Source organism: Kitasatospora sp. NPDC001660 (assembly GCF_053596725.1).
The window spans coordinates 190,228-209,047 of the sequence record NZ_JBSFGU010000010.1 but is presented as its reverse complement, the minus strand read 5'-3'; the positions used below and the strand labels follow the sequence as shown (position 1 = coordinate 209,047).

Genomic DNA, 18,820 nt, shown 5'->3' with positions numbered 1-18,820 from the left:
CCGCAGCACGGACCGCGATCTTCGAGTGGATCGAAGCCTGGTACAACATACGCAGACTGCACAGCAGCCTCGGCTACCGCAGTCCCGCCGAATACGAGACCGCCCTGGCGGCCTGACCACCACACCAACGGTGTCCGTCAAAGCGGAGCAAGCTCAGGCGCAAGGCGCCCCCGATCACGCTCGATCCATTGCGCGTGATGATCGATGCCACCGACCCGAGCACACTGACGGGGCTGCGCGACCGGGTGCTGCTGGTGTTGGGCTTCGCGATGATGGCCCGCCGCTCCGAACTCGCGGCCCTGCACATCGCGGACGTGTCGTTCACCGAGGACGGCCTGGTCGTCCTCATCCGTACATCCAAGACCGACAAGGACGCCGTGGGCGCCGAGGTGACAATCCCCCGCGGCTCCCACCCGGACACGGACCCCGTGCGCGTCGTCCGGGCCTGGCTGGACGCTCTCGCCGAGCACGGCCCGGACGGCGGCCCGCTCCTGCGTCGGATCAACCGCTGGGGCCGGCTCCAGGACGGCGGGATGAGCGGGGCGGCAGTGAACGAGCGGGTCCGCTGCCTGGCACGTGCGGCCGGCGTGCCAAGCGCAGACACTTTCACGGCTCACGGGTTGCGAGCCGGTGGCCCGACCGAGGCCGCGAAGGCAGGTACGCCGGTAGCGTTCATCGCCGAGCATGGCCGCTGGTCACCGATGAGCCCCCAGGTACACGAGTATGTGCGCGCGGTCGACCGCTGGAGGGACAACCCCATGCGCGGCATCGGACTATGACCCATCGCGCAGACATGGCCCGCACCCCCGTCCGAGGGCGTCTCGGAGGGGTCACCCGAATGGGTCAACAGCCGTCGTCCCCGGAGAACGACAGAGCCACCATGGAGCGGAGTCCACTGTCACCCCGACAGCCGGGAGGTGGATCGCAGTGTGGTGGAGCAATGAAGGGGATGAGCGGCTCTTCGCGACTGTCCAGCGGCTGCTCCAGCTGTACAAGGATCATCTCTCGTCCCTCGATAAGGGGATGCAGCCCGTGGTCTGGGGCGTGGGCAGTGCTCCGCTGGTCTGGCCCGAGGGCAGTACCCCGCGCGGGCTCGCGCAGCTGCTCTTCAGTCTTCCCGGCGAGGCGGGACGCTGGGGGCACCCGCTGGTGCTGGCGAGCTGGGAGGCCATCCGGGCCGAAAAGGACGTGGTCCCAGCCGGGCGCTATCGCCTGGACGACCTGGAGGGCATCACCGGGCCCAGAACCCGGCTCCGGAGCCTGCTGACCTCCTGGCAGCTCCCGGAGGACACCCTGATCGACGTGTCCGGGCGGCCGACGGCTGCCAGCCTGGTCAACGCCACTGACGAGGTGGTGGCGCGGAACCCGGCAGGCAGTGCAACCGTTGGTGTGCCCTGCTACCTGGCCGGTTCGGCCGAGCCGGCGTTCATCACGGCCGGTCACCTGGTCAACGGGTATAGCCAGGTCCATGTCCACGCGACCGGGGCCGGAGCCCCCCCCAGCCTGGATCACCGGCACGGTCGTTGCCTGGTCAGACCCGGTGTACGCCGGCGTCGACGGTGGCTACGACTACGCCGTGGTCAAGCTGGACGATCGCAACGACCGCGTTGCGACCGTCACCCATACGGGGCCCACGCCGGCTCCACCGCCGCACCAGGTGCTTGCCGCCGATGTCTATGGCGGTCCGTCGCGCAGACAGCAAGGCACTGTGAGTGGCGCATTGGTACTGACCGGTGACGGCAAGCGCCAGTGGCTCAACGTATGGCAGTTCGGCCCGTCCGGTCTGCTCCAGCGCGGTGACTCGGGCAGCCTGGCGCTGGTGACGAGCGGGGCCCACCAAGGCTCCCTGCTAGGCCACTTCGTCGGGGGCGCGGGAACGTCCCCGCGACGCTTCGACCATCAGTACATCCAGGATCTGCGCTCCTGCATGGACGCTGGGCTCTCGACCCTGGTGAGCCTCACCCGGCCCGCCAAGTGAGGTACAGACATGAGTATCAGGTCACTTGCCGTCACCGCCCGGCGCCGACGAGCCCCGGCCACGGCCATCCGCCCGAGTGCGCCTGGGACCTGGCCCGCGAGCGCCGAGCCGGCTTCCGGGGCGGGTGAAGCCGGAGGTTCGGACGCCCTGGTCAGTGCGATTCCGACCGAAGTCATCGTGCTCTACACGACGGTACTCGGCGTGCTGACCGGTGTGTTGAAGGACAACCCGCTCGCGACCTACCTGCCGCTCCGCTGGATCCTCTACGGCAGCTGCATTTTCGCCACCGGGCTGGCGCTGGCCGTCACCTACGTGTTCACGGACGCTCCGGAGACCGGCGAGACGACCGCCGAGAGGCCGTCGGACCGGCGAGAGGCCACCGAGCTGCCACCGGGCGAGGCACGCAAGGCGGCGGAGACCACCCCCGCCGCTGCCGAGGAACCCGGCAGTGGGGCCACGACGAAGCAGGGATGGCCATGGGGGGAAACGTTCATGGCCTGTTCCTCCTTCGCGGTGTGGGGACTCGTCATCCCCGGCTCACCCCTCTACGTGGTCCTCCACCCGCCCACGCTCCCGGTCGTGGTGGCCATCCTCAGTGCAGTGGGGACCTTCCTCTCCGCCACAGTCTTCACCCCTTGGCTGAGCCATCAAGTAGAGGCAGAACCGGTTCCACCACAGCGACCGAATTTCCAATGAGGCCAGTCGATCGACATGCACGCCGGGATCGCGGGTACTGTCTCCCGTGATACTTAACGCTTGACAGCGTCAACGCGTGAGTAGCGGTGCCCAGGAGTAAGTCTGGGTGCCGTTCGCGTGAGCTGGCCGCCTGCCGGATGGTTGGCCCCATCCGGTTAGTTCAGGCGACCAGCTCCGCGACCTTCATGTTGTGCCTGCCGCAGGCAGCACCCGCGATGGCCCGATCGTGTGACCGGTCGGGTCATCGTGCTGCTGGGGCTACTGCTGGTCGTTCATGACCTTGTCCAGCAGTTCCCAGACCTTGTAGGCCAGCGTGACCGCCTTGGCGGCGGTGTCGGCGATGGCCCACCAGTTCCTGCGGCGCTCCGTCCCCTTCGGCTCGTCGGTGGCCGGCTTGTCGCGCTGGGGCTTGTCCACGGAGCGCTCCCTCCCCTCTACCGGACCCTGTAGGGCCCGCACCGACCTCTCTGGTCGGAGCCCTTGGGAGCTGACGCTCCGTCGGGGAGGGGGAGACACGGGGATCACTCTAGCCAGAGGGGTGGTCCCGGTTTGCTTGACGAAGGGGAACGACTGCTCACAATGGGCTCGGGGGAAGGGGCACCCTCATGACCCCGGCCTGCCTCCGGGCACCCGCACGGAGCCGAGGCTGCCGATGCCCGCCCCCCGACACCCGGCCGGGGTTCCACTTCTGCGTCAGGTGCCGACGCACTCTTTATTACGGTGACCTCCTGTTTCTGAGCAGAGAAGATCGCCAAACGAAACCCCCGCCTCTGTCTCGCCAAAGATCTGGTCGGGGGTTTCGTTGCGCGATGAACACGCTAGGGAGGATGCTGCTCGCCCTTCAACACCCAAACGGCCGAATCACCCTAGTGTCGCAATGGATTTGCGCGCCGACGGTGGTGGGCGCCCCTCGTCGAGGTCATGCACAAACCGACTCAACCGCCTTGCTGCCTCCGGAGGGTCGTGCTTGGCAATCTCGCTGGTAAGGCCGGTCTGTGTGTCCGCGGACACGTACAGCGCGTTGGTGAGGGCGGCCAGCATCACGATCGCGGTGCCGTGCTGGTCGTCGTGGAAGACCGGGATGCCCAGGGCGTCGCGCAGTCGGGCCTCGATCTCGAAGCAGCGCGGCGCGGAGATGTCCTCCAGGTTGATGCCGGCGAAGCCGGGGGCGATCGCCTTGACGATGGCCACGATCCCGCCGCTGTCCTGGGTGTCCAAGCAGATCGGCCTCGACCAGCTCCCACAGCGCGTCCACCGTCTGCTGCGGCAGCACCACGGTGAGCAACCTGTTCTCCAGCGAGTTGCCGCAGAAGATGTGGGCGAAGCGCGAGGAGATGACGGTGTGGAAGCCGCAGTTCTGCAGCGCCCATACGGTGTGCTCGCGCGAGGAGCCGGTGCCGAACTCGGGGCCGGCGACCAGGACGGTGGCGCCCTGCCGCTGCGGCTGATTGAGGATGAACAACTCGTCCTTGTGCCAGACTTCGAACAGCCCGTCCTCGAAGCCGGAGCGGGTGACCTTCTTCAGCCAGTGCGCCGGGATGATCTGGTCGGTGTCCACGTCGCTGCGGCGCAGCCGACGGACGCTGTCGTCCGCTTGCCCAGGGCATTACGTAATAAGAGCGAAGCAACTCCCCCGGATCGGCAGGGGCTGGGCCGCGCCGCTCGCCACCGTCAGGGCGACGCCGGCCTCTTTCTTTTGGGCGAGGACCGCGATCGCCAGGCGGCTGGCCTTGTGCCAGTCGCCGCGGTGGTACCCGCAGCAGTCACGAGGGGCGACGCTGAGGTGTAGTACCTCTGATCGCAGTGGGACGGTGCGTCTGCTGCTGGTGCTCATCGAGAGGCGGGGAAGCATGGCAAGAGCTGACTGGCGTGGCCGCAAGGAATGGATTGTCGCCTCCTGTACTGCGACTGTTGAGGAGCGCGAGGAGCACGAGTTCTTACAGCGGCGTCTCGCCTACGAGGCCCGACACTTGCTGCGCCATCGGATCAACAGCCTCCGGCGTAAGCTGCCCGGCCGTCCGCCAACTAGCTCGATGCGTTTCCGTTGGTACCGCTCGCTTCCGGAGTCGGTGTCACCTCAGGTCAACAAACTGCTCGACATGGAGTTCGCCCGGCTCAACTGCTATCGGGTTCTTGAGCAGCGAGACCGCTGGCTCCGACTGCACAGCATGCCCGATGACGTTCTCGCGGAGTTGGACCAGCAGGAGCTCGCCAGGCTTGTGGAGCTGAGGGACCTCTTCGAAGCGCGTTCGCAGGCCGTTAGGGCGCTCCTAGCAGCAGCGGGTGGCAGCTGGGTTGACTGAGAGTTCCGCGTCACGGCGATCGGATGCGAATCACGGGAGTAGCGGCTTCGTATACAGACGCCCAAAAAGTGGTGGTCGTCACGCCACATAAGGGGGCATATTAGGGCAAATCTAGAAGCCATCGAGAGCCTGTCGCTCAAATCATCCCATTTGTCCCGAGTAATATCTTTGGTAATCCGACTGTCGGGTACGCGTCATCGCGGCTGCCGTTACAGGCTGACGCAGTGTGAGATCTACGATGTGCGCACCCCTTAGCCGACGGATGGCTCGCCCCGGGGCCGGACCTCTGGGCCCGGCCCCGGACAGAACCATCCGACGAGAAGGGGACCGCGATGCCTGGCACCAACGAACCGTCAGAACAGGCGGAGAACGAGGAGCAGGCGGAGCGCAACAGGGAGATCCGATACCGACTCATGGCCGCACTAGCCAAGGTCTTGGAGAGGTTGGCCGACTGGCTATAAAGCCGAACGGCCCGGAGATGGCAGTCTCCGAGCCGTGGCACTCCCTGTGGCACCGCGCCGAGGGCCGTCCGCCTGGTCTGACACACCAGGGCTACCGGGCGGCCTTCGGTCTGCTCGGCCGAGTTCGGCCTCAAAGAACTCAACTGTCAAGCGTTAAGAATACTGCAACGCTTGACAGTGGCCAGGGCCAACTCGGAGGACTTCGAGCAGAGCCAGAGATCCGTGCCCAAGCAAGGCTCAGCGGCCCCGGGCGAACCGGCTCCAGCCAAGCAGTCGACGGACATGGATCGCCGGTCCTGGTACATGCCCAAGGCCTCCGCGGGCGCGCTCGCCGAGCTGGTGGACGAGCTGTACTGGGAGACTCGGCAGCCCAAGCAGGCGATCCTGGCCGCTGTGGTGGACGAGGTCCTCGCCCGTCGCGCTCAGGTCGAGCGGCGTCTAGGGAAGCGGTAGCGCACCCCTCGCAGGTCTCGCACCGTCCGCACATTGTTCGCGAGTCCCGGCAGCAGGCTGCGGACATGACGGTGCCCCCGACCGTGGTGGTCGGGGGCACCGTGTGTTCAGAGCTGGACGACGGGGGCCTCGCCGACGAGGTCGATGGGCTCGTCGTGAGCGGTGTCCATGGCTTCGATCCAGGTCCAGTAGGAGGCGTCGGCGAGCCGGTAGCCGAGGTGGGCGAGGGCTGCGGCCCGTTGGGCCCGGCTGGGCAGCTGCGGGCCGTCGAAGAAGTGCTCGTGGTCCGTGGTGCTGCCGTCTTCGGTGATGAACAGGTGCCAGTCCCCGGTCGGGGTGGCGCCCATGGTCGCGCGGTAGGCGCTTGAGGTCGCTGTCACCGGGCTGACCCTATCCACGGTTACTGCGGCGACGGCAGGGCCCGGCAGGTCACGGCGTGCCCGGCAGCGGCCTGGTTGGCCTTGTTGAGCTCGTGGGGGAAGTAGGGTTCCTCCACTTGTCGGCCGCCCCAGATGCCGCAGCCGCAGCACTCCCAGATGACCGCCGACGGCCCGCTATTGCGCCGGATCAACCGCTGGGGCCGGCTCCAGGACGGCCGGATGAGTGGGGCGGCAGTCAACGAGCGGATCCGCCGCCGGGCATGCTCGGCCGGCGTTCCCCGGGCCGACGCCTTCACGGCTCACGGGTTGCGCGCCGGCGGCCCCACCGAGGCGGCAAAGACTGGTACGCCGGTAGCGTTCATCGCCGAGCATGGCCGCTGGTCACCGATGAGCCCCCAGGTACACGAGTATGTGCGCGCGGTCGACCGCTGGAGGGACAACCCCATGCGCGGCATCGGCCTATGACCCGCCGCGCAGGCATGGCCCGCTCAGTCGTCGTGCAGGCAGGCGGTGCGACAGAGGGGCGGCGGCCTGGCCGAAGCGCGAGGCGGGGAAAGTAGTTGGCAACGGCCCGTCAGGTTCTGAATCCCGTTGACCTTAAAGGTTCCTGCGTAAATACTGAGCGTCCGTATGCGGAGCGGAGCGGTGCGCTTCGGCTTCGCATGCGCCCCCGCTGCAGCTGGGGGGACGGCTGCCGCCCAGGGGGACGGGCGTCGCGGTCGAGTGGTCGGCGTGCACGTGCTGGGGGGCTTGTGTACCGGCTCCTACACGTGCATGCCCTGAAACAGGGGATCCCGTTCGTGAAAATACCAATCCTCCGTGCCCATCGTCGGGTTCGGAGAGTTCCATCAAGGCTACTGACCGTCACGGCGATGGTGGCGGCAGGCGCGCTGGGGGCATCGAATGTCCAGGCGCTGGCGGCGGACCCGCCGGCTGACCAGCCCGCTTCCGTGGACGCCGTTCAATACCGCCAGGACCAGTGCCTGATGTCGGGTGTGCTGCGGATGGGCGGCCCGGCGATGAAGCAGCTGGCCGCGGCAGCGCTGGACGGCACGCCGGCCCAGCTGCACGCCGCGGCGGACACCGACACCCGCTACCACAGCACGCCGCTGCACGACGCGTACCTTGCGGACAACAAGGCCGTGCACGCCAAGGCGGACGAGCTGAACGCCCGCCACTTCACCTGGGAGGCGCCGCTGGCCGGCCTGACGGCGCCAGGGACGGAGGCGGGTTTCCAGTCCCAGGCGGACTTCAAGTGGGCGCCCGGGTATGCGGGCGATCCGCGCGGGGACTTCTTCGAGCAGACCGGCCTCGGTTCCTGGCTCGGCAAGCGGATGTTTACGACGGAAGACGCCGTCACGACGGTCGCCACGCCGAAGCCGTCCGCCGACGCGGTCAAGGCGGCCAAGACGCTGGGTGATGCGCAGTACGGCGGACCGGGGCCGGACGTGAACGACCCGGACTACCTGCGCAAGGCCGGTGAACACCTGCTCTGGGCGCAGGACAACGTCGGGTTCTTTCTTACGTCGGACGACGTCCGGCTTTTCCTGCAGTACGGCGGTTTTCCGAGGAGTGCGCCGCAGCCCGGTACGGCCGAGTTCCGTGTCGCGGTGGAGGACCTGAAGTCCCGGTACGCCTCCTGTGACAGCAGCAACCCGGACCAGGTCGACGCGAACAAGGTGCTCGGGCCGCAGGTCCAGGCGGCCACCGGCGAGTGGCAGTCGGAGATCGCGGGCCAGCAGGTGCAGCGCGACGCGATCCTCGCCGCGACGCAGAAGGCCACGGCGGCGCTGCAGAACGGATCGCAGGCGCTGGGCGAGGCGCTGGCGCAGTCCTGGCTGGCCGACCATCTGAGCCGCTGGCAGGGGTACTGGCTGCCGGGTGGCAAGGGCACGCTGGGCGAGGGCCCGATCGTGTACCAGTTGCACAGTTCGCCGGACCAGTGCCTGGACGTGCCGCGCGGTGACCCGACCGACGGCAACGACGTGGAGCTGTGGACGTGCAACGGCGGTGTCAACCAGAAGTGGCGACCGAACCCTTGGACCGGGGCGTTGGTCAACTTCGCCACGAACAAGTGCCTGGACGTCGTCGGCAATAACGGGCCGCCGCAGAACGGCACCAGGGTGGAGATCTGGACCTGCAACGGCGGTTCCAACCAGAAGTGGCAGTTCACCACCGCCAGTGGCAAGACCCGTCTGCAGCTGGCCGGTACGAACCTCTGCCTGGACATGAACACCCCGCGCGGTACCTCCGCCTCGCAGGTGTGGGAGTGCAACCTCACCTGGCCGCAGCAGTTCGACGCGCAGCAGGACAACGGCGGCACCGGCACCGGGACGGACAGCCTGGGTTACCCGAAGCCGGCGGAGTTCGACGCGGCGCAGGCCGCGCTGGCCGCAGCCCAGCAGGCGGCGAAGGCGCAGTGGGACGTCGCCCGGCAGCAGGCGCCGATCGCGCGTCAGGCGGCGACGGACACCTCCGCTGCGCTGCAGCAGGCGTACGCGATCGCCGATGCCGCCGGTCAGCCGCGTGGGCGTGGTCTGCTGGCCGCGCAGCAGGAGGCGCAGGCGACGCTGGCTTCGGCGGCGGCGCTGGATGCGGTGGTGAAGGCGGCGGAGACCGCTTACAACGCGACGATGGCCTCCGGTGCGGACAGTCAGGCGCTGCAGCAGTTGGCGCAGACTCAGCTGCATGCCGCGCAGGCCGCGTTCCGTACTGCCGCCGCGCAGGCGGCGGCCGATCAGGCGAAGGCCGCGGCCGACGGTGCCGCGCTGCAGGCGTCGAGGGCGGCGAAGGCGGCCAAGGACGCGCAGGCGGCGCTGGTCACTGTCCAGGCCGCCGAGCAGAGCGCGAAGCAGGCGGCGGACACGGCGAAGGCCAAGCGGGCTGCGGCCGAGGCCTCGAAGGCCACCGCGGCGGACGCCAAGGACAAGGCGGCCGCCGCTCAGGCCAAGACCGCGACCGATCGGGCCACCGCGCAGACCAAGGCGGACGCGGCGAAGACGGCCGCGGACGCTGCGAAGGCGGCGGGGGCCACGGCGGCGCAGAAGCGCAGCGCGGCTCAGGCGGCCGACTCGGCGGCCCAGGACGCGCGGCGCAAGGCGTGGGACGCCGAGCAGGCGCACAATGCGGTTCAGGCGAAGGCGGAAGCCGCCAATGCCGATGCCGCGGCGAAGGCGTCGGGTCCGGACGCTCAGGCGGCGAAGGCGGCGGCCACGGCGGCTGCCGCGGACGCCACCACCGCGCAGACGAACGCCGATCAGGCGTCGAAGGCGGCGACGCAGGCCGCGGTGGACGCGAAGACGGCGAATGCCGAGGCGACGCGCGCCGAGGGTGCGGCGGCTCAGGCGCAGAGCGAGGCGAACGACGCCAACGCGGCCAAGGCGACGGCGGACCAGGCGGTTCGCGCCGATCAGGTCGCGGTCTCGGACGCGCGCGCGGCCTCGGGCGAGGCGGCGGCCGCTGCGACCGGCGCCCAGAACGAGGCCGCGACGGCGCAGGCGCAGGCGGATTCGGCGAAGTCGAATGCGTCCCAGGCCTGGGCCCAGGCCAGCCAGGCGCAGGCCACGGCCGCTTCGGCGGCTGGTTATGCCTACGCCACCGCGCAGGCGGCGGGCGCGGCCGCGGCCTCGGCGCAGCAGGTGGTCACGCCGGCCAATGACGCGATCCAGCTGGGTGCTCCGTACCAGGAGAGCGATGCTTCGGCGGGCTTGGCGGTGCTGACTGGTCAGGCGACCAAGACGATCGCCCAGCAGCAGCAGGCCGTCGCGCAGGCCAAGGCCGACCAGGCCAGGCAGGCTGCCGATCAGGCGGCTTCGCTGGCCAACGCCGCGACGGGTGACGCTCAGGTTGCCGACCAGGCCGCGGCACGTGCTGCCGGCTTCGCGGCTACGGCGAAGGGGTCGGCGAGCGATGCCCTGGCTTCGGCCGCCACCGCCGCTCAGGCTCTGGCCGATGCGCTCGCCTCGCAGACGAGGGCGGTCGGATACGACGCCCAGGCCACGGCCGACGCGGCGGCGGCCACGGCCGCGGCCAAGGGCGCCGCCAGTGACGCGAGCGATGCCCGCACCTCGGCGGTCACGGCCGCGGACGACGCGGACAAGGCGAAGGTGGCAGCCAGTGACGCGCAGTCCGCGGCCGCTGCCGCGCGCAGCGCTGCCGCCCAGGCGGCCAAGGACGCCGAGGCCGCGGCAGCCGCGGCCAAGGACGCCCAGTCCCAGGCGGCCGCCGCCCGGCAGTCCGCGCTCAACGCGGAGAAGCTGGCAGCCGCCGACCAGGAGGCCAAGGCCCGCGCGGACGCGCAGAAGGCGGCCGCGGACCAGCAGGCCAGCTTCCAGACCGGCGGTGCCACCCGCACGCCCAACGTGTTCACCCAGCAGACGGTCACCCCGATCGGCGACCCGACGCCCGACAACGAGTGCAAGCTCTCCGGCGCGCTGAGCTTCTGCGATGTCACCTTCACGTTGCGGTTCAACGTCCGGATCGACTTCTACACCCACCTGCCCCGTGCCCAGACCTCGGACATCCCCGGCCCCGCCGCGTACTACGACATCGTCTGGCTCGGCAGCACCACCACCGAGGTGGACCGCAAGGTCACCCAGCGCTTCACCGAAATCGGCATCTTCCTGAAGCTCGCCAAGGCCGTCATCGAGGCCACGGCCAACAGCATCGCCAAGGACGCCGACGACTGCAGCCGCAGCAACGGCACCTCGCCCAGCTGCATGACAGGGCTGACTTTCCTGCCCGGCGGCAAGGCCGTCCAGGGCGCCGAGATGGCCCTGCAGGCCGACAAGGCCATCACCACCGGCGTCGACATCGACAAGGTCCTCGCAGCCGTCAAGGCCGCTGACATCGAAAGCGCTACCGCCGCCCAGCTCATCCGGGAACTGGAGGCTGCCGCGCGGGCGCTTAGCTGTCCGACGACCAATAGCTTCCCGGCCGGCACCGCCGTTCTCATGGGAGACGGCTCGCGCCGACCGATCGAACAGATCCGCGTCGGGGACACGGTGACAGCCACCGACCCGACCGCTGGCACCACGAGCGCCCAGCGCGTCGAGAACACCATCTACACCCCCGACGACCGCGACTTCACCGAACTCACGATCGCGGCCCCTGATGGCACCACCTCCGCCATTACCTCCACCGACCACCACCCCTACTGGTCACAGAACACCCACGACTGGCGCGACGCCGTCTCCCTGACTACGGGCGACACCCTGCGCACCCCCGACGGTCGGACCGTCCGCATTACCGGCGTCCGCCACTGGACAACGCTCCAGCCCGCCTACAACCTGACCGTAAATAACGTCCACACGTACTACGTTGTGGCTGGCGACATCCCGGTCCTGGTTCACAATGCATGCCCTAACCCCATTGGACTTCTAGGGGTTTCTGGACGTGCAAGCTATACGCGCCTCCAGGCCGCACTAAGTCGGGCGACAAGTCGCACGGCCGCAGAAGTCCGAGCTTCACTGAGTCCCGACCAACTCGCCCGAGGAAAGGAGCTTCCGTTCCTTAGGCGAATGTTCTATGGCTCGTCCGTGGAAAGTGCAGTTGCGGCAGACCCTGCCATCCTTGCAGATGCAAATATTACGCATCTTGGAAACTCTATGAATGGCCAGGAAGTCGCTGACTTTAATATCACGGTTAGCGGCAATGTATTCAGCGTCGATATCACCGGTCCGAGCAGAACGGCATGGGTGGATCACCTGAAAAGGCCGTACATATCAAGTCCATATCAAATTATGACTTACGATTCCCCGACGGACGAATTCCTGGCCGAAGTGTTCAGGTAGAATTAGCCAACATCGTAAGGAAGTGAGGTCCATCATGGCGGTTCACGTCGAGGGTCAATCGCTCCAAGGGGTCCGGCTCATCGGCTCCCATCGCACGTATTCGGGGGTTGAACTGACTGGGAGCGCCTTCAGCTCGTGCATCCTGGCTCAGTTCGATGACCCAGATTTTGGGCTGGTCGTGCGGGATTCCTCTATGCGTGGGTGCTCGATGGATCGATGCCAGGTCCAGGGAGTCTACTTCGACGATCTGGTGATCGACGGTCTGGATGTTAAGCAGATCCACCGGGTCTACGGGTGTGTCTTTAGCCGGGTGGTGCTGAGGGGGAAGGTTGGGCCAATTATGGTTATGCCGCCCCATGGCGGGCTCGTGGGTCGGGAGCGCCATCTGGCGGGCATGGTGGAGAAGTATCGGGAAGTCGAATGGGCGATCGACATTTCCGAGGCGAGCTTTGTGGATGCCGACTTCTATGGAATCCCTGGCGACTTGATTAAGTATGACCCGGAAACTCAGGTGCTCTTGAGGCGTGAAAAGTTCGAAGGGCTTGAGATTGGCGATCTTCCAACCTATGCCGGCATCTGGGCCAGTCGATTTTCCGAAACGCCATTTGATTCAATAGTGGCGATTGCCCCAAGGCGCTCAAGGAGTTTTTCCAAGTACATGAAGGATATTGAATGGATTCACGATAGGGGGCTTGCTGGATAGTTGCCCGAAGTCGTCAGATAAGGCTCCCGCCGTGAGGTTGGAAAACCTTAGCTGAGCGTCTCGGGTTGTCGGAAGCGTGGGGTGCTCGGCCGAGAACTTTTGGCCGAGCACCCTGTGTTTTTGACGAGATCCGCCGGCTCAAGACCTGCTCCGTCGCGCGCGGCATCGACTCCCGCCGTGCCGCCCAGACCGTGCAGGTCGTACGCCGCCGCACCGTCACCACCGGCAAGGTCACCCTCCAACGCGTCTACGGCGTCACCAGCCCGCATCCCCTACCAGCCCGGACCCGTCGCGCGGCCATTGGGGTATCGAGAGGTCGCGTGGCTCCATGGGTGGTCCTCCTGGGGTTAGGCCGAGGCGGTGCGCAGCGGGTGCGTCAGCGCTGCGCAAGCGGGTGGGTCATGTTCGCCTCGTAGAGGTCGCGAAGTTCGCTGCTGTCCGTGGTCCGGGTGTCATAGCGGGCTCGGACCTGGGCGACGATCTCCTCGCATCGCTTCGAGCCACCGGCCTTGCGGGCCTCGATGTAGTCGCGAACGCTTTGGTGACGGCTGGTCATGGCCTCTCCTTGGTCAGGCGTGGGCTGCAGCGGTGCGCAGCAGGGTGTGGACGTCGTGCTGGCTGGTGGTGGGGCGGTCGTTCCACTCCCACCATGGCCCGGCCGGGGCGGTGCCCTGAGGTCCGGGCGCGGGGAGGTCGGCCTGGAGGTGCTGGGCGATGCGGTACCAGGCCGGGCCCGGCAGGGCGGCGGCACGCGGCGCGGGTGCCGGGGTCTGCTGGCGGGCGGCGGTGGCGAGGTAGGCCTCGACCTCGGCGACCAGGAAGGGGCCGAGCAGCTCGGCGAGGTCGACGTCGAGGTCGGTGGTCGCGGTGGGCATCTCGGCCTCCTTCCTGGTCAGCGGGGCATTGCCGCGTAGGGGTCGGTCAGAAGTGTCTCCGACGGGCTCCAGCGGCCCCACCAGAACGGCGGGAGTTGGCTCCGCCAGATGTTCGAAGGTGACCGCCCGTCGGGGCTGGTCTACAGGCATGGCCAGCCGGAAGAGGTCCGTACGGGGCCCTGCGGTCCCTCGACTGACCGTTCGAGGGTGGGGCCAACGGAATCCGTCCGACCGGGTCCTTTAGAGGCCGTTCAAGACAGTCAGAAGGGCATACGGCGGCAGGTGGCGGCGTGCTCGCGGGCCCAGCGGTCCACGGCATCCTGCGGCGGGAGGCCCCCGACGACGTTGGGGTTGACCTCCTCCGTCACGGAGGCCTCACAGCCGTCGCACCAGGCGTAGTAGCTGGCGGCGAGCAGGCCCAGCACCGCGTTGCGCTGGACCTCGACAACGGCGCCGCCGAGCGAGGAGTAGCGGGCGGTAACGCTCATGCTCATGCGTTTCTCCTGGTCAGGTGCTGTGCGGTGAGTGCGAGCCGTGCGAGAGGTACGAGATGCTGCACCTCTCGCACGGCCTCTGCTGAGTCAGCTGGCGAGACACAGTTCCCGGGCCGCTTCGGGCGCGGCCTCCAGGAGACGGCTGGCCTGGTCGAGGAGGTCGGGCTGGGCGGCGGGGCTGGAGTCGAGGGCGGCTCGCAGGCGGGCGGCGGCCTCGTCGAGGTCGTCGGCCTCCCCGTAGAGGCCGAGGCCGGCGTGGGCCTCCAGTTCGTCGGCGGCCTCCTGGACCAGCTCGGCGAACCGGGCCGGGGTGAGGCCGGTGGTCGGCTCCGGGGTGCCGGTGAGGCCGGCGGCGAGGTAGGCGACGTCGTCGGCGTACCGCTCGATCAGGGTGGCGAAGGTGATCACTGTGTCTCCTCGGGTTACGGGTTCAGCCGCCGTCGGTTTCGTGGTGCCAGGTGTGCCCGGCGGGGCACGTGAGGGTGTGGCGGGAGATGAGCTGGCCGGGGCCGTGGTCGCGCCAGGTGAGGGTGCCGGTGGTGGCGTCCTGGCCGCAGGCGCCGCGCGGGCAGGTCCAGTTGGCGGCCTCGGCCAGCGTGAGGGGGCGTTCGGTCAGGGGGAGGTGCTGGTAGTGACTCACTGGGGCTCCTTCGAGGTGCTGGCGGACGGGCACGGCCACAGGGCGGAGTTCACGACCCGGTTGGCGTCGGTCGTCGAGTGGGTCTCGCACAGCTGCTCAGAGCCAAGGTGGGGGCAGGCGTCGATGCCAAGCCACTGCCCGTCCTCGTCGAAGTAGTCCGCGCACTCGCCGTCGAGGCACTCCTTGGCACCGACGTGCACGGTCATCGGGGTGCAGGTCGCCATCGGTCAGCAGCCGTACGGGCCGTAGTCGGAGCAGGCGCCGAGGTGGCCGCCGGCCTGCTTGATCCGGTCGAGGAAGTCGTTCAGCCGGTCCTGGTCGCGGCCCTCGCCGATGTTGCGGGCGCGCAGCTCGGTGGCGTCGAGGGTCCAGTCGGCCCAGTCCGCGAGGGACTCAGCACCGCGGAGCGCGGCGTCATGGTCCCGGAAGCTCGCGATGTAGCGGCCGGAGTGGTGGCCGATCCTCCAGCGGCACAGCTCGCCGCGGTCGACGTCGGCGGGGATCTCGTAGACGTAGAGGCCTGACGGGAGCGGCTCGGCCTGGACGGTGTTGGTGCCGTCGGTGGCCCGGATCTCGTGCGGAACCGTGGTGATGGTCATCTGCTCTCTCCTGTCTGTGCGGGTGGTGCGAGGGGTGCGACACGTGCGCCGTGCCGCACCCCTCACAGCGGGCGGGTGGTCAGTCGGCGGGGCTGACTTCGTGGGTCCAGACGATGGGGCGACGGCCGTCGCGGGTGACGATCCCGATCAGGCCCGCCTGGCCTCCGGTGCCCACGAGGGTGACCTCGGCGCGGGTGCCGGCGGGGTTGCGGTCGGGGAAGGCGGGGGCGGTGATGACGACCTGGTCGCCGACCTTGGGGGTGTAGGACATTGGTCAGGCCTCCGTCGTGTAGTGGTGGTCAGTCGGTGCCGGCGAAGAGCCGGTGGTAGTCGAGGAGGCGGCCGGCCGCGTGGGTGGCGGCGGCGTAGGTCTCCAGCTGGCGGCGGAGCTGGTCGCCGCGTCCGGTGCGGTGAGCCTCGGTGAAGCCGATCTCGAAGATCCGGTCGAGGTCCGCGTCGGTGCGGCGGAGGCGGGCGAGGTTGGCGTCGAGGACCTGGTGCTGTCCGGCCTCGTACTCGTCGTCGGTCATCGCGGTCAGCCCCGGTGCTGGGCGCAGGGCTCGACGGTCAGGGCCGCGTCGAGCCCGCTGTACTTCGTCCAGCCGCCGGCCACCCGGCACGTGCAGATGGGGCAGACCATCGAGAGGTAGGAGCCGTCCCGGTACGGGGTTCCGTGGACCTCGGCCGGCATGGTCTTGCCGCAGCAGGAGATGTTCTTCATCTCGTCGACGGACATCTCCATGTCCTCGTACAGGTCGGCGAAGCGGACGGTCATGGTGTCTCCTTGTTCCGGTTTTCGGAGGGCGGTCTGCCCTCGTCCGTGTGGTGGTTTGGGGTGGTTTGTCACCCCGTACGGCGAGGCCTCCGGCCCGTCCTGGGGACGGGGGGCCGGTCTGGCCGGACGGGGTAACAAACCTGGTCAAAAGGGGTGCTGACGGGGCGTGCGGGCCCTGGGACGTTCCGCCGGACGGGGGAACGAACCGGGTGAAGCCGGTCAGGCGGCCTTGGTGGTGAGCGCTTCGACGAGCTGCTCGCGCAGGTAGCCGGACGCCTTCGTGATGCCGTCCACGGCGCCGATGCGGACGGTGTTGCCCGCGCCGGCCTCGCGCAGGCGGGCGCCGAGGCTGGTCTCGGTCAGGTCGTGCCAGTGCTCGGGGGCCAGCTCGGCCATCCACTGCGCGAGGACGACCAGGCGGGCCCGGTCGACCTGGTGGGCGTCCATCGCCCGCACCGCATCGGCCAGGACCCTCTGGCGCTGGATTCGCTCGCGGTCGTCCTCCCAGCGGGCGAGCGCGTAGCCCGCGAGGGTTCCGGCCTTGATGCGCAGGTCACGGCCGCGCTCGCAGATCAGACGGAACTGGTCGAGGTTGATGACGTCGGCCTTGAGCGTGTCGTGGCCGTCCTCGGCGCCCTCGTCGAGGACCGCGACGCCCTTGTGCGCTTCCATGAGAAGGTGCGGGGCCGCACCGCCGCCCACCGCGTCCTCGCCCAGGACCATCTTTGAGGAGTTCTGCCCCTTGACCCGAAAGCAGGCCCTCTTGGACGCGACCTCGCGCAGCTCGGTGGGGACGGAGTTCGAGTCGGGGCGCTGGGTGATGATGAGGGCCATGCCCCCGACGAAGCGCGCGACGCGCATGAACCGGGCGATGAGGCTGACCATGACGGTCTTGCCGTTCTGCCCCTGGGGGCTCTTGCGGTCGTCGCCGGCAGCCGCTTCGGCCTCGTCGGCCGAGACGAGCTTCATGCCGGCGGCGGCGTCGAGGATCTCCTGGAGCTCTTCGACGACGAGCAGGGTCATATGGAGGTCGTCACGGCGTGCCAGTTCGGGGGTGATCTTTCCTTCGGGGCAGACCGCCGGGTCGGTCTCGAAAAGGCGCTCCAGGGCTTCGCCGTGGTCGGCCATTTCGGCGATGACCTCTTCCATCAGGGCGTGCATGGCCCGGATGTCGGTGGGCTTGTTGCCCACGACGTAGCGGGTGGCCACGGTCTTGAGCGCGGTCCAGTCCGCGCTGGTCTTGCCGCTGATGAGCACGATGTCGACGTAGGGGTCGAGGACGGCGGCGGCCGCGACCAGGCGGGCGAGGTAGGTCTTGCCGTAGCCCATGAGTCCGCCGATCAGCAGCGAGCTCCAGAGCATGGACAGGACCTTGCGCACGCCGCGCGCGTTGGTGCCCAGCGGGATGCCCTGCTGCCAGAAGTCCCAGGAGTCCGCGCCGATCAGCTCCGAGGCGACCGGGCCGCCGGCGTACGGGTTGGCGGTGCTGGAGCACCAGATGACGAAGCGGCCCTCGTGGCCCTCGTCGCTGGTGTCCTTGGACATCTGCAGCTGCGCGGACTTCACCCGCAGCGCGGAGGCCAGCTCGGTGCCCTTCGCGATGGCCTGCTCCGCGGTCGAGGTTCCGGGCAGTTCGACGGTGGCGGTCCATCCCGGCCCGTCGGGGCGGATGACGCCGACCAGGCGTGTCTCCTCCGCCTCGCCCTTGCTGATGATCCCTGCCTTGACCAGCGCCTGGATCAGGTCGCTGGCCCCCTGGACCTGGGCGGCCTGCTCGGCTGCCTCGGCGACCTGCCGGGCGGCGGCCGCGCCGGGCGTGGCGGCTTGCTCGGCGGCCTGGCGGGCAGCCACCACAGCAGCGGCGAACCCCGGGCCCTGAACCTCCTGCTCCTCCGCGACGGGCAGGCCCTGCGAGGCCAGGGCCACGGGGACAGAATCCGAGGTCTGCGCCTCGGGCGCGGGTTCGTCCGTCCGGACTCCGGCCCGCCACAGGGCGACGGCCGCGGCCGGGAGGCTGAGCAGCAACAGGCGGGGGTCCTGCATCGGCAGCACGATCCCGCCGCCGACCACCCCGCCCACCAGGGCGGCCGCCCGGCCGGCCTTCTTCCCCCACCGGGCACGGGACAGCTCGCCCTCGGTCGGCGGCACCGACAGCGTCTCCACGGTGTGCCGGTGCTCGGTCAGCTGGGTCTCCAGCAGCTCCCGCTGGCCCTTGAGCCGCACGACCTCCGGACCGTCCCTGCGCGGGTCGTTGTCGTCCCGGCTGGTCTCGGTGCGCATCGCGGTGACGATCTGGCTGGAGGTGCGGGCCAGTTCCTGACGGAGCCGGGACTCCTCTGCCTTGTGCTGGCGGTAGCGGTCCGCGACCACGCCCTGGGCGACGTCCTCGTCGGCGAGGTCATCGGTCCGCAGCCACGCGGCGGTGTTCGTGCGGGCGCGGCGCAGGTGCTCGGCCAGGGCGCCGTCGGCGGCCGCGGCCCCGTCCCACTTCTCCTTCAGACGACTTCCCAGCCCCCGGCGCTCCTCGGCCCCGGCCTGGTCGCCGCCGCCGGCCGCGGGCTCGTCCTGGGCGGGGACCGGGGTCTTGGTGAAGTCGACGGGGATGGGACGCGGCTCGTAGGGCCGCGGGCTGTCGGCCGGGTCGACGATGGTGGTCACCTCGGTGGTCCTC

Annotated in this window: 22 protein-coding genes and 2 pseudogenes; 9 read left to right on the top strand and 15 right to left on the bottom strand. The window is 69.0% G+C overall.

All coding sequences use genetic code 11. The annotated features are described in order from the left end of the window. The 4 genes from ACWCXH_RS14485 to ACWCXH_RS14470 all read left to right on the top strand — a co-directional run. Positions 1 to 116, top strand: a 116-nt coding sequence (locus tag ACWCXH_RS14485) for an IS3 family transposase (RefSeq protein WP_449801766.1), incomplete at its 5' end; no start/stop codon positions are given. Positions 117 to 197: 81 nt separating this feature from the next. Next, positions 198 to 779, top strand: coding sequence for a site-specific integrase (locus ACWCXH_RS14480; RefSeq protein WP_449801754.1), 582 nt, complete (start codon positions 198 to 200; stop codon positions 777 to 779). 689 nt (positions 780 to 1,468) lie between these two features. After that, positions 1,469 to 1,978 carry a hypothetical protein gene (locus ACWCXH_RS14475; protein WP_449801753.1) on the top strand — a complete coding sequence of 170 codons (510 nt, stop codon included), beginning with the start codon at positions 1,469 to 1,471 and terminating at the stop codon, positions 1,976 to 1,978. A 9-nt stretch (positions 1,979 to 1,987) separates the two neighbouring features. Beyond that, complete coding sequence (locus tag ACWCXH_RS14470; protein ID WP_449801752.1) at positions 1,988 to 2,674, top strand: hypothetical protein; 687 nt, start codon at positions 1,988 to 1,990, stop codon at positions 2,672 to 2,674. 258 nt (positions 2,675 to 2,932) lie between these two features. Here ACWCXH_RS14470 and ACWCXH_RS14465 read toward each other — a convergent pair whose 3' ends face one another. From ACWCXH_RS14465 to ACWCXH_RS14455, 3 genes and pseudogenes are all read right to left on the bottom strand, one after another. Next, positions 2,933 to 3,091: a hypothetical protein gene (locus ACWCXH_RS14465; RefSeq protein WP_449801751.1), complete on the bottom strand. Its 159-nt coding sequence runs from the start codon at positions 3,089 to 3,091 to the stop codon at positions 2,933 to 2,935. A gap of 591 nt (positions 3,092 to 3,682) precedes the next feature. Beyond that, positions 3,683 to 3,901 (bottom strand): annotated as a pseudogene (locus tag ACWCXH_RS14460) (NAD-dependent malic enzyme); the annotation flags it as partial. Next, positions 3,897 to 4,247: pseudogene (locus tag ACWCXH_RS14455) on the bottom strand (3-isopropylmalate dehydratase small subunit); the annotation flags it as partial. The pseudogenes ACWCXH_RS14460 and ACWCXH_RS14455, both read right to left, overlap by 5 nt. A 238-nt stretch (positions 4,248 to 4,485) precedes the next feature. On the opposite strand from ACWCXH_RS14455, the gene ACWCXH_RS14450 reads away from it, so the two are divergent. Both ACWCXH_RS14450 and ACWCXH_RS14445 read left to right on the top strand, forming a co-directional pair. Then, positions 4,486 to 4,977, top strand: a complete 492-nt coding sequence (locus tag ACWCXH_RS14450; RefSeq protein WP_449801750.1) for a hypothetical protein — start codon at positions 4,486 to 4,488, stop codon at positions 4,975 to 4,977. A gap of 743 nt (positions 4,978 to 5,720) precedes the next feature. Further along, on the top strand, positions 5,721 to 5,891 hold the full coding sequence (locus ACWCXH_RS14445) for a hypothetical protein (protein WP_449801749.1): 171 nt from the start codon (positions 5,721 to 5,723) through the stop codon (positions 5,889 to 5,891). 107 nt (positions 5,892 to 5,998) lie between these two features. Here ACWCXH_RS14445 and ACWCXH_RS14440 read toward each other — a convergent pair whose 3' ends face one another. Further along, positions 5,999 to 6,271 carry a DUF6303 family protein gene (locus tag ACWCXH_RS14440; RefSeq protein ID WP_449801748.1) on the bottom strand — a complete coding sequence of 91 codons (273 nt, stop codon included), beginning with the start codon at positions 6,269 to 6,271 and terminating at the stop codon, positions 5,999 to 6,001. A 156-nt stretch (positions 6,272 to 6,427) separates the two neighbouring features. Here ACWCXH_RS14440 and ACWCXH_RS14435 point away from each other — a divergent pair, with 156 nt between their 5' ends. From ACWCXH_RS14435 to ACWCXH_RS14425, 3 genes are all read left to right on the top strand, one after another. Continuing rightward, positions 6,428 to 6,736 (top strand): hypothetical protein, encoded by a 309-nt coding sequence (locus ACWCXH_RS14435; protein WP_449801747.1) that lies wholly within the window; start codon positions 6,428 to 6,430, stop codon positions 6,734 to 6,736. Between the two features lie 407 nt (positions 6,737 to 7,143). Then, positions 7,144 to 12,063: an RICIN domain-containing protein gene (locus ACWCXH_RS14430; RefSeq protein WP_449801746.1), complete on the top strand. Its 4,920-nt coding sequence runs from the start codon at positions 7,144 to 7,146 to the stop codon at positions 12,061 to 12,063. Between the two features lie 34 nt (positions 12,064 to 12,097). Next, entirely contained in the window at positions 12,098 to 12,766 is a 669-nt protein-coding gene (locus ACWCXH_RS14425) for a hypothetical protein (RefSeq protein ID WP_449801745.1), read from the top strand. 376 nt (positions 12,767 to 13,142) lie between these two features. Here ACWCXH_RS14425 and ACWCXH_RS14420 read toward each other — a convergent pair whose 3' ends face one another. The 11 genes from ACWCXH_RS14420 to ACWCXH_RS14370 all read right to left on the bottom strand — a co-directional run bounded on the left by ACWCXH_RS14420 (position 13,143) and on the right by ACWCXH_RS14370 (position 18,807). Further along, on the bottom strand, positions 13,143 to 13,322 hold the full coding sequence (locus ACWCXH_RS14420; RefSeq protein WP_449801744.1) for a hypothetical protein: 180 nt from the start codon (positions 13,320 to 13,322) through the stop codon (positions 13,143 to 13,145). Positions 13,323 to 13,335: 13 nt separating this feature from the next. Next, complete coding sequence (locus tag ACWCXH_RS14415) at positions 13,336 to 13,641, bottom strand: DUF6197 family protein (protein ID WP_449801743.1); 306 nt, start codon at positions 13,639 to 13,641, stop codon at positions 13,336 to 13,338. A gap of 260 nt (positions 13,642 to 13,901) precedes the next feature. Beyond that, positions 13,902 to 14,135, bottom strand: a complete 234-nt coding sequence (locus ACWCXH_RS14410) for a hypothetical protein (protein ID WP_449801742.1) — start codon at positions 14,133 to 14,135, stop codon at positions 13,902 to 13,904. 87 nt (positions 14,136 to 14,222) lie between these two features. Beyond that, positions 14,223 to 14,543 carry a hypothetical protein gene (locus ACWCXH_RS14405; protein ID WP_449801741.1) on the bottom strand — a complete coding sequence of 107 codons (321 nt, stop codon included), beginning with the start codon at positions 14,541 to 14,543 and terminating at the stop codon, positions 14,223 to 14,225. Positions 14,544 to 14,565: 22 nt separating this feature from the next. Further along, complete coding sequence (locus tag ACWCXH_RS14400; RefSeq protein ID WP_449801740.1) at positions 14,566 to 14,775, bottom strand: hypothetical protein; 210 nt, start codon at positions 14,773 to 14,775, stop codon at positions 14,566 to 14,568. Further along, entirely contained in the window at positions 14,772 to 14,999 is a 228-nt protein-coding gene (locus ACWCXH_RS14395; protein ID WP_449801739.1) for a hypothetical protein, read from the bottom strand. The genes ACWCXH_RS14400 and ACWCXH_RS14395 overlap by 4 nt, the downstream gene beginning before the upstream one ends. Positions 15,000 to 15,002: 3 nt before the next feature. After that, positions 15,003 to 15,374: a hypothetical protein gene (locus ACWCXH_RS14390; RefSeq protein WP_449801738.1), complete on the bottom strand. Its 372-nt coding sequence runs from the start codon at positions 15,372 to 15,374 to the stop codon at positions 15,003 to 15,005. 79 nt (positions 15,375 to 15,453) lie between these two features. Beyond that, positions 15,454 to 15,645 (bottom strand): hypothetical protein, encoded by a 192-nt coding sequence (locus ACWCXH_RS14385; protein ID WP_449801737.1) that lies wholly within the window; start codon positions 15,643 to 15,645, stop codon positions 15,454 to 15,456. 28 nt (positions 15,646 to 15,673) lie between these two features. Then, complete coding sequence (locus ACWCXH_RS14380) at positions 15,674 to 15,904, bottom strand: hypothetical protein (RefSeq protein ID WP_449801736.1); 231 nt, start codon at positions 15,902 to 15,904, stop codon at positions 15,674 to 15,676. 5 nt (positions 15,905 to 15,909) lie between these two features. Next, positions 15,910 to 16,149, bottom strand: coding sequence for a hypothetical protein (locus tag ACWCXH_RS14375; RefSeq protein WP_449801735.1), 240 nt, complete (start codon positions 16,147 to 16,149; stop codon positions 15,910 to 15,912). Between the two features lie 219 nt (positions 16,150 to 16,368). Further along, on the bottom strand, positions 16,369 to 18,807 hold the full coding sequence (locus ACWCXH_RS14370) for a hypothetical protein (protein ID WP_449801734.1): 2,439 nt from the start codon (positions 18,805 to 18,807) through the stop codon (positions 16,369 to 16,371). Positions 18,808 to 18,820 lie beyond the last annotated feature (13 nt).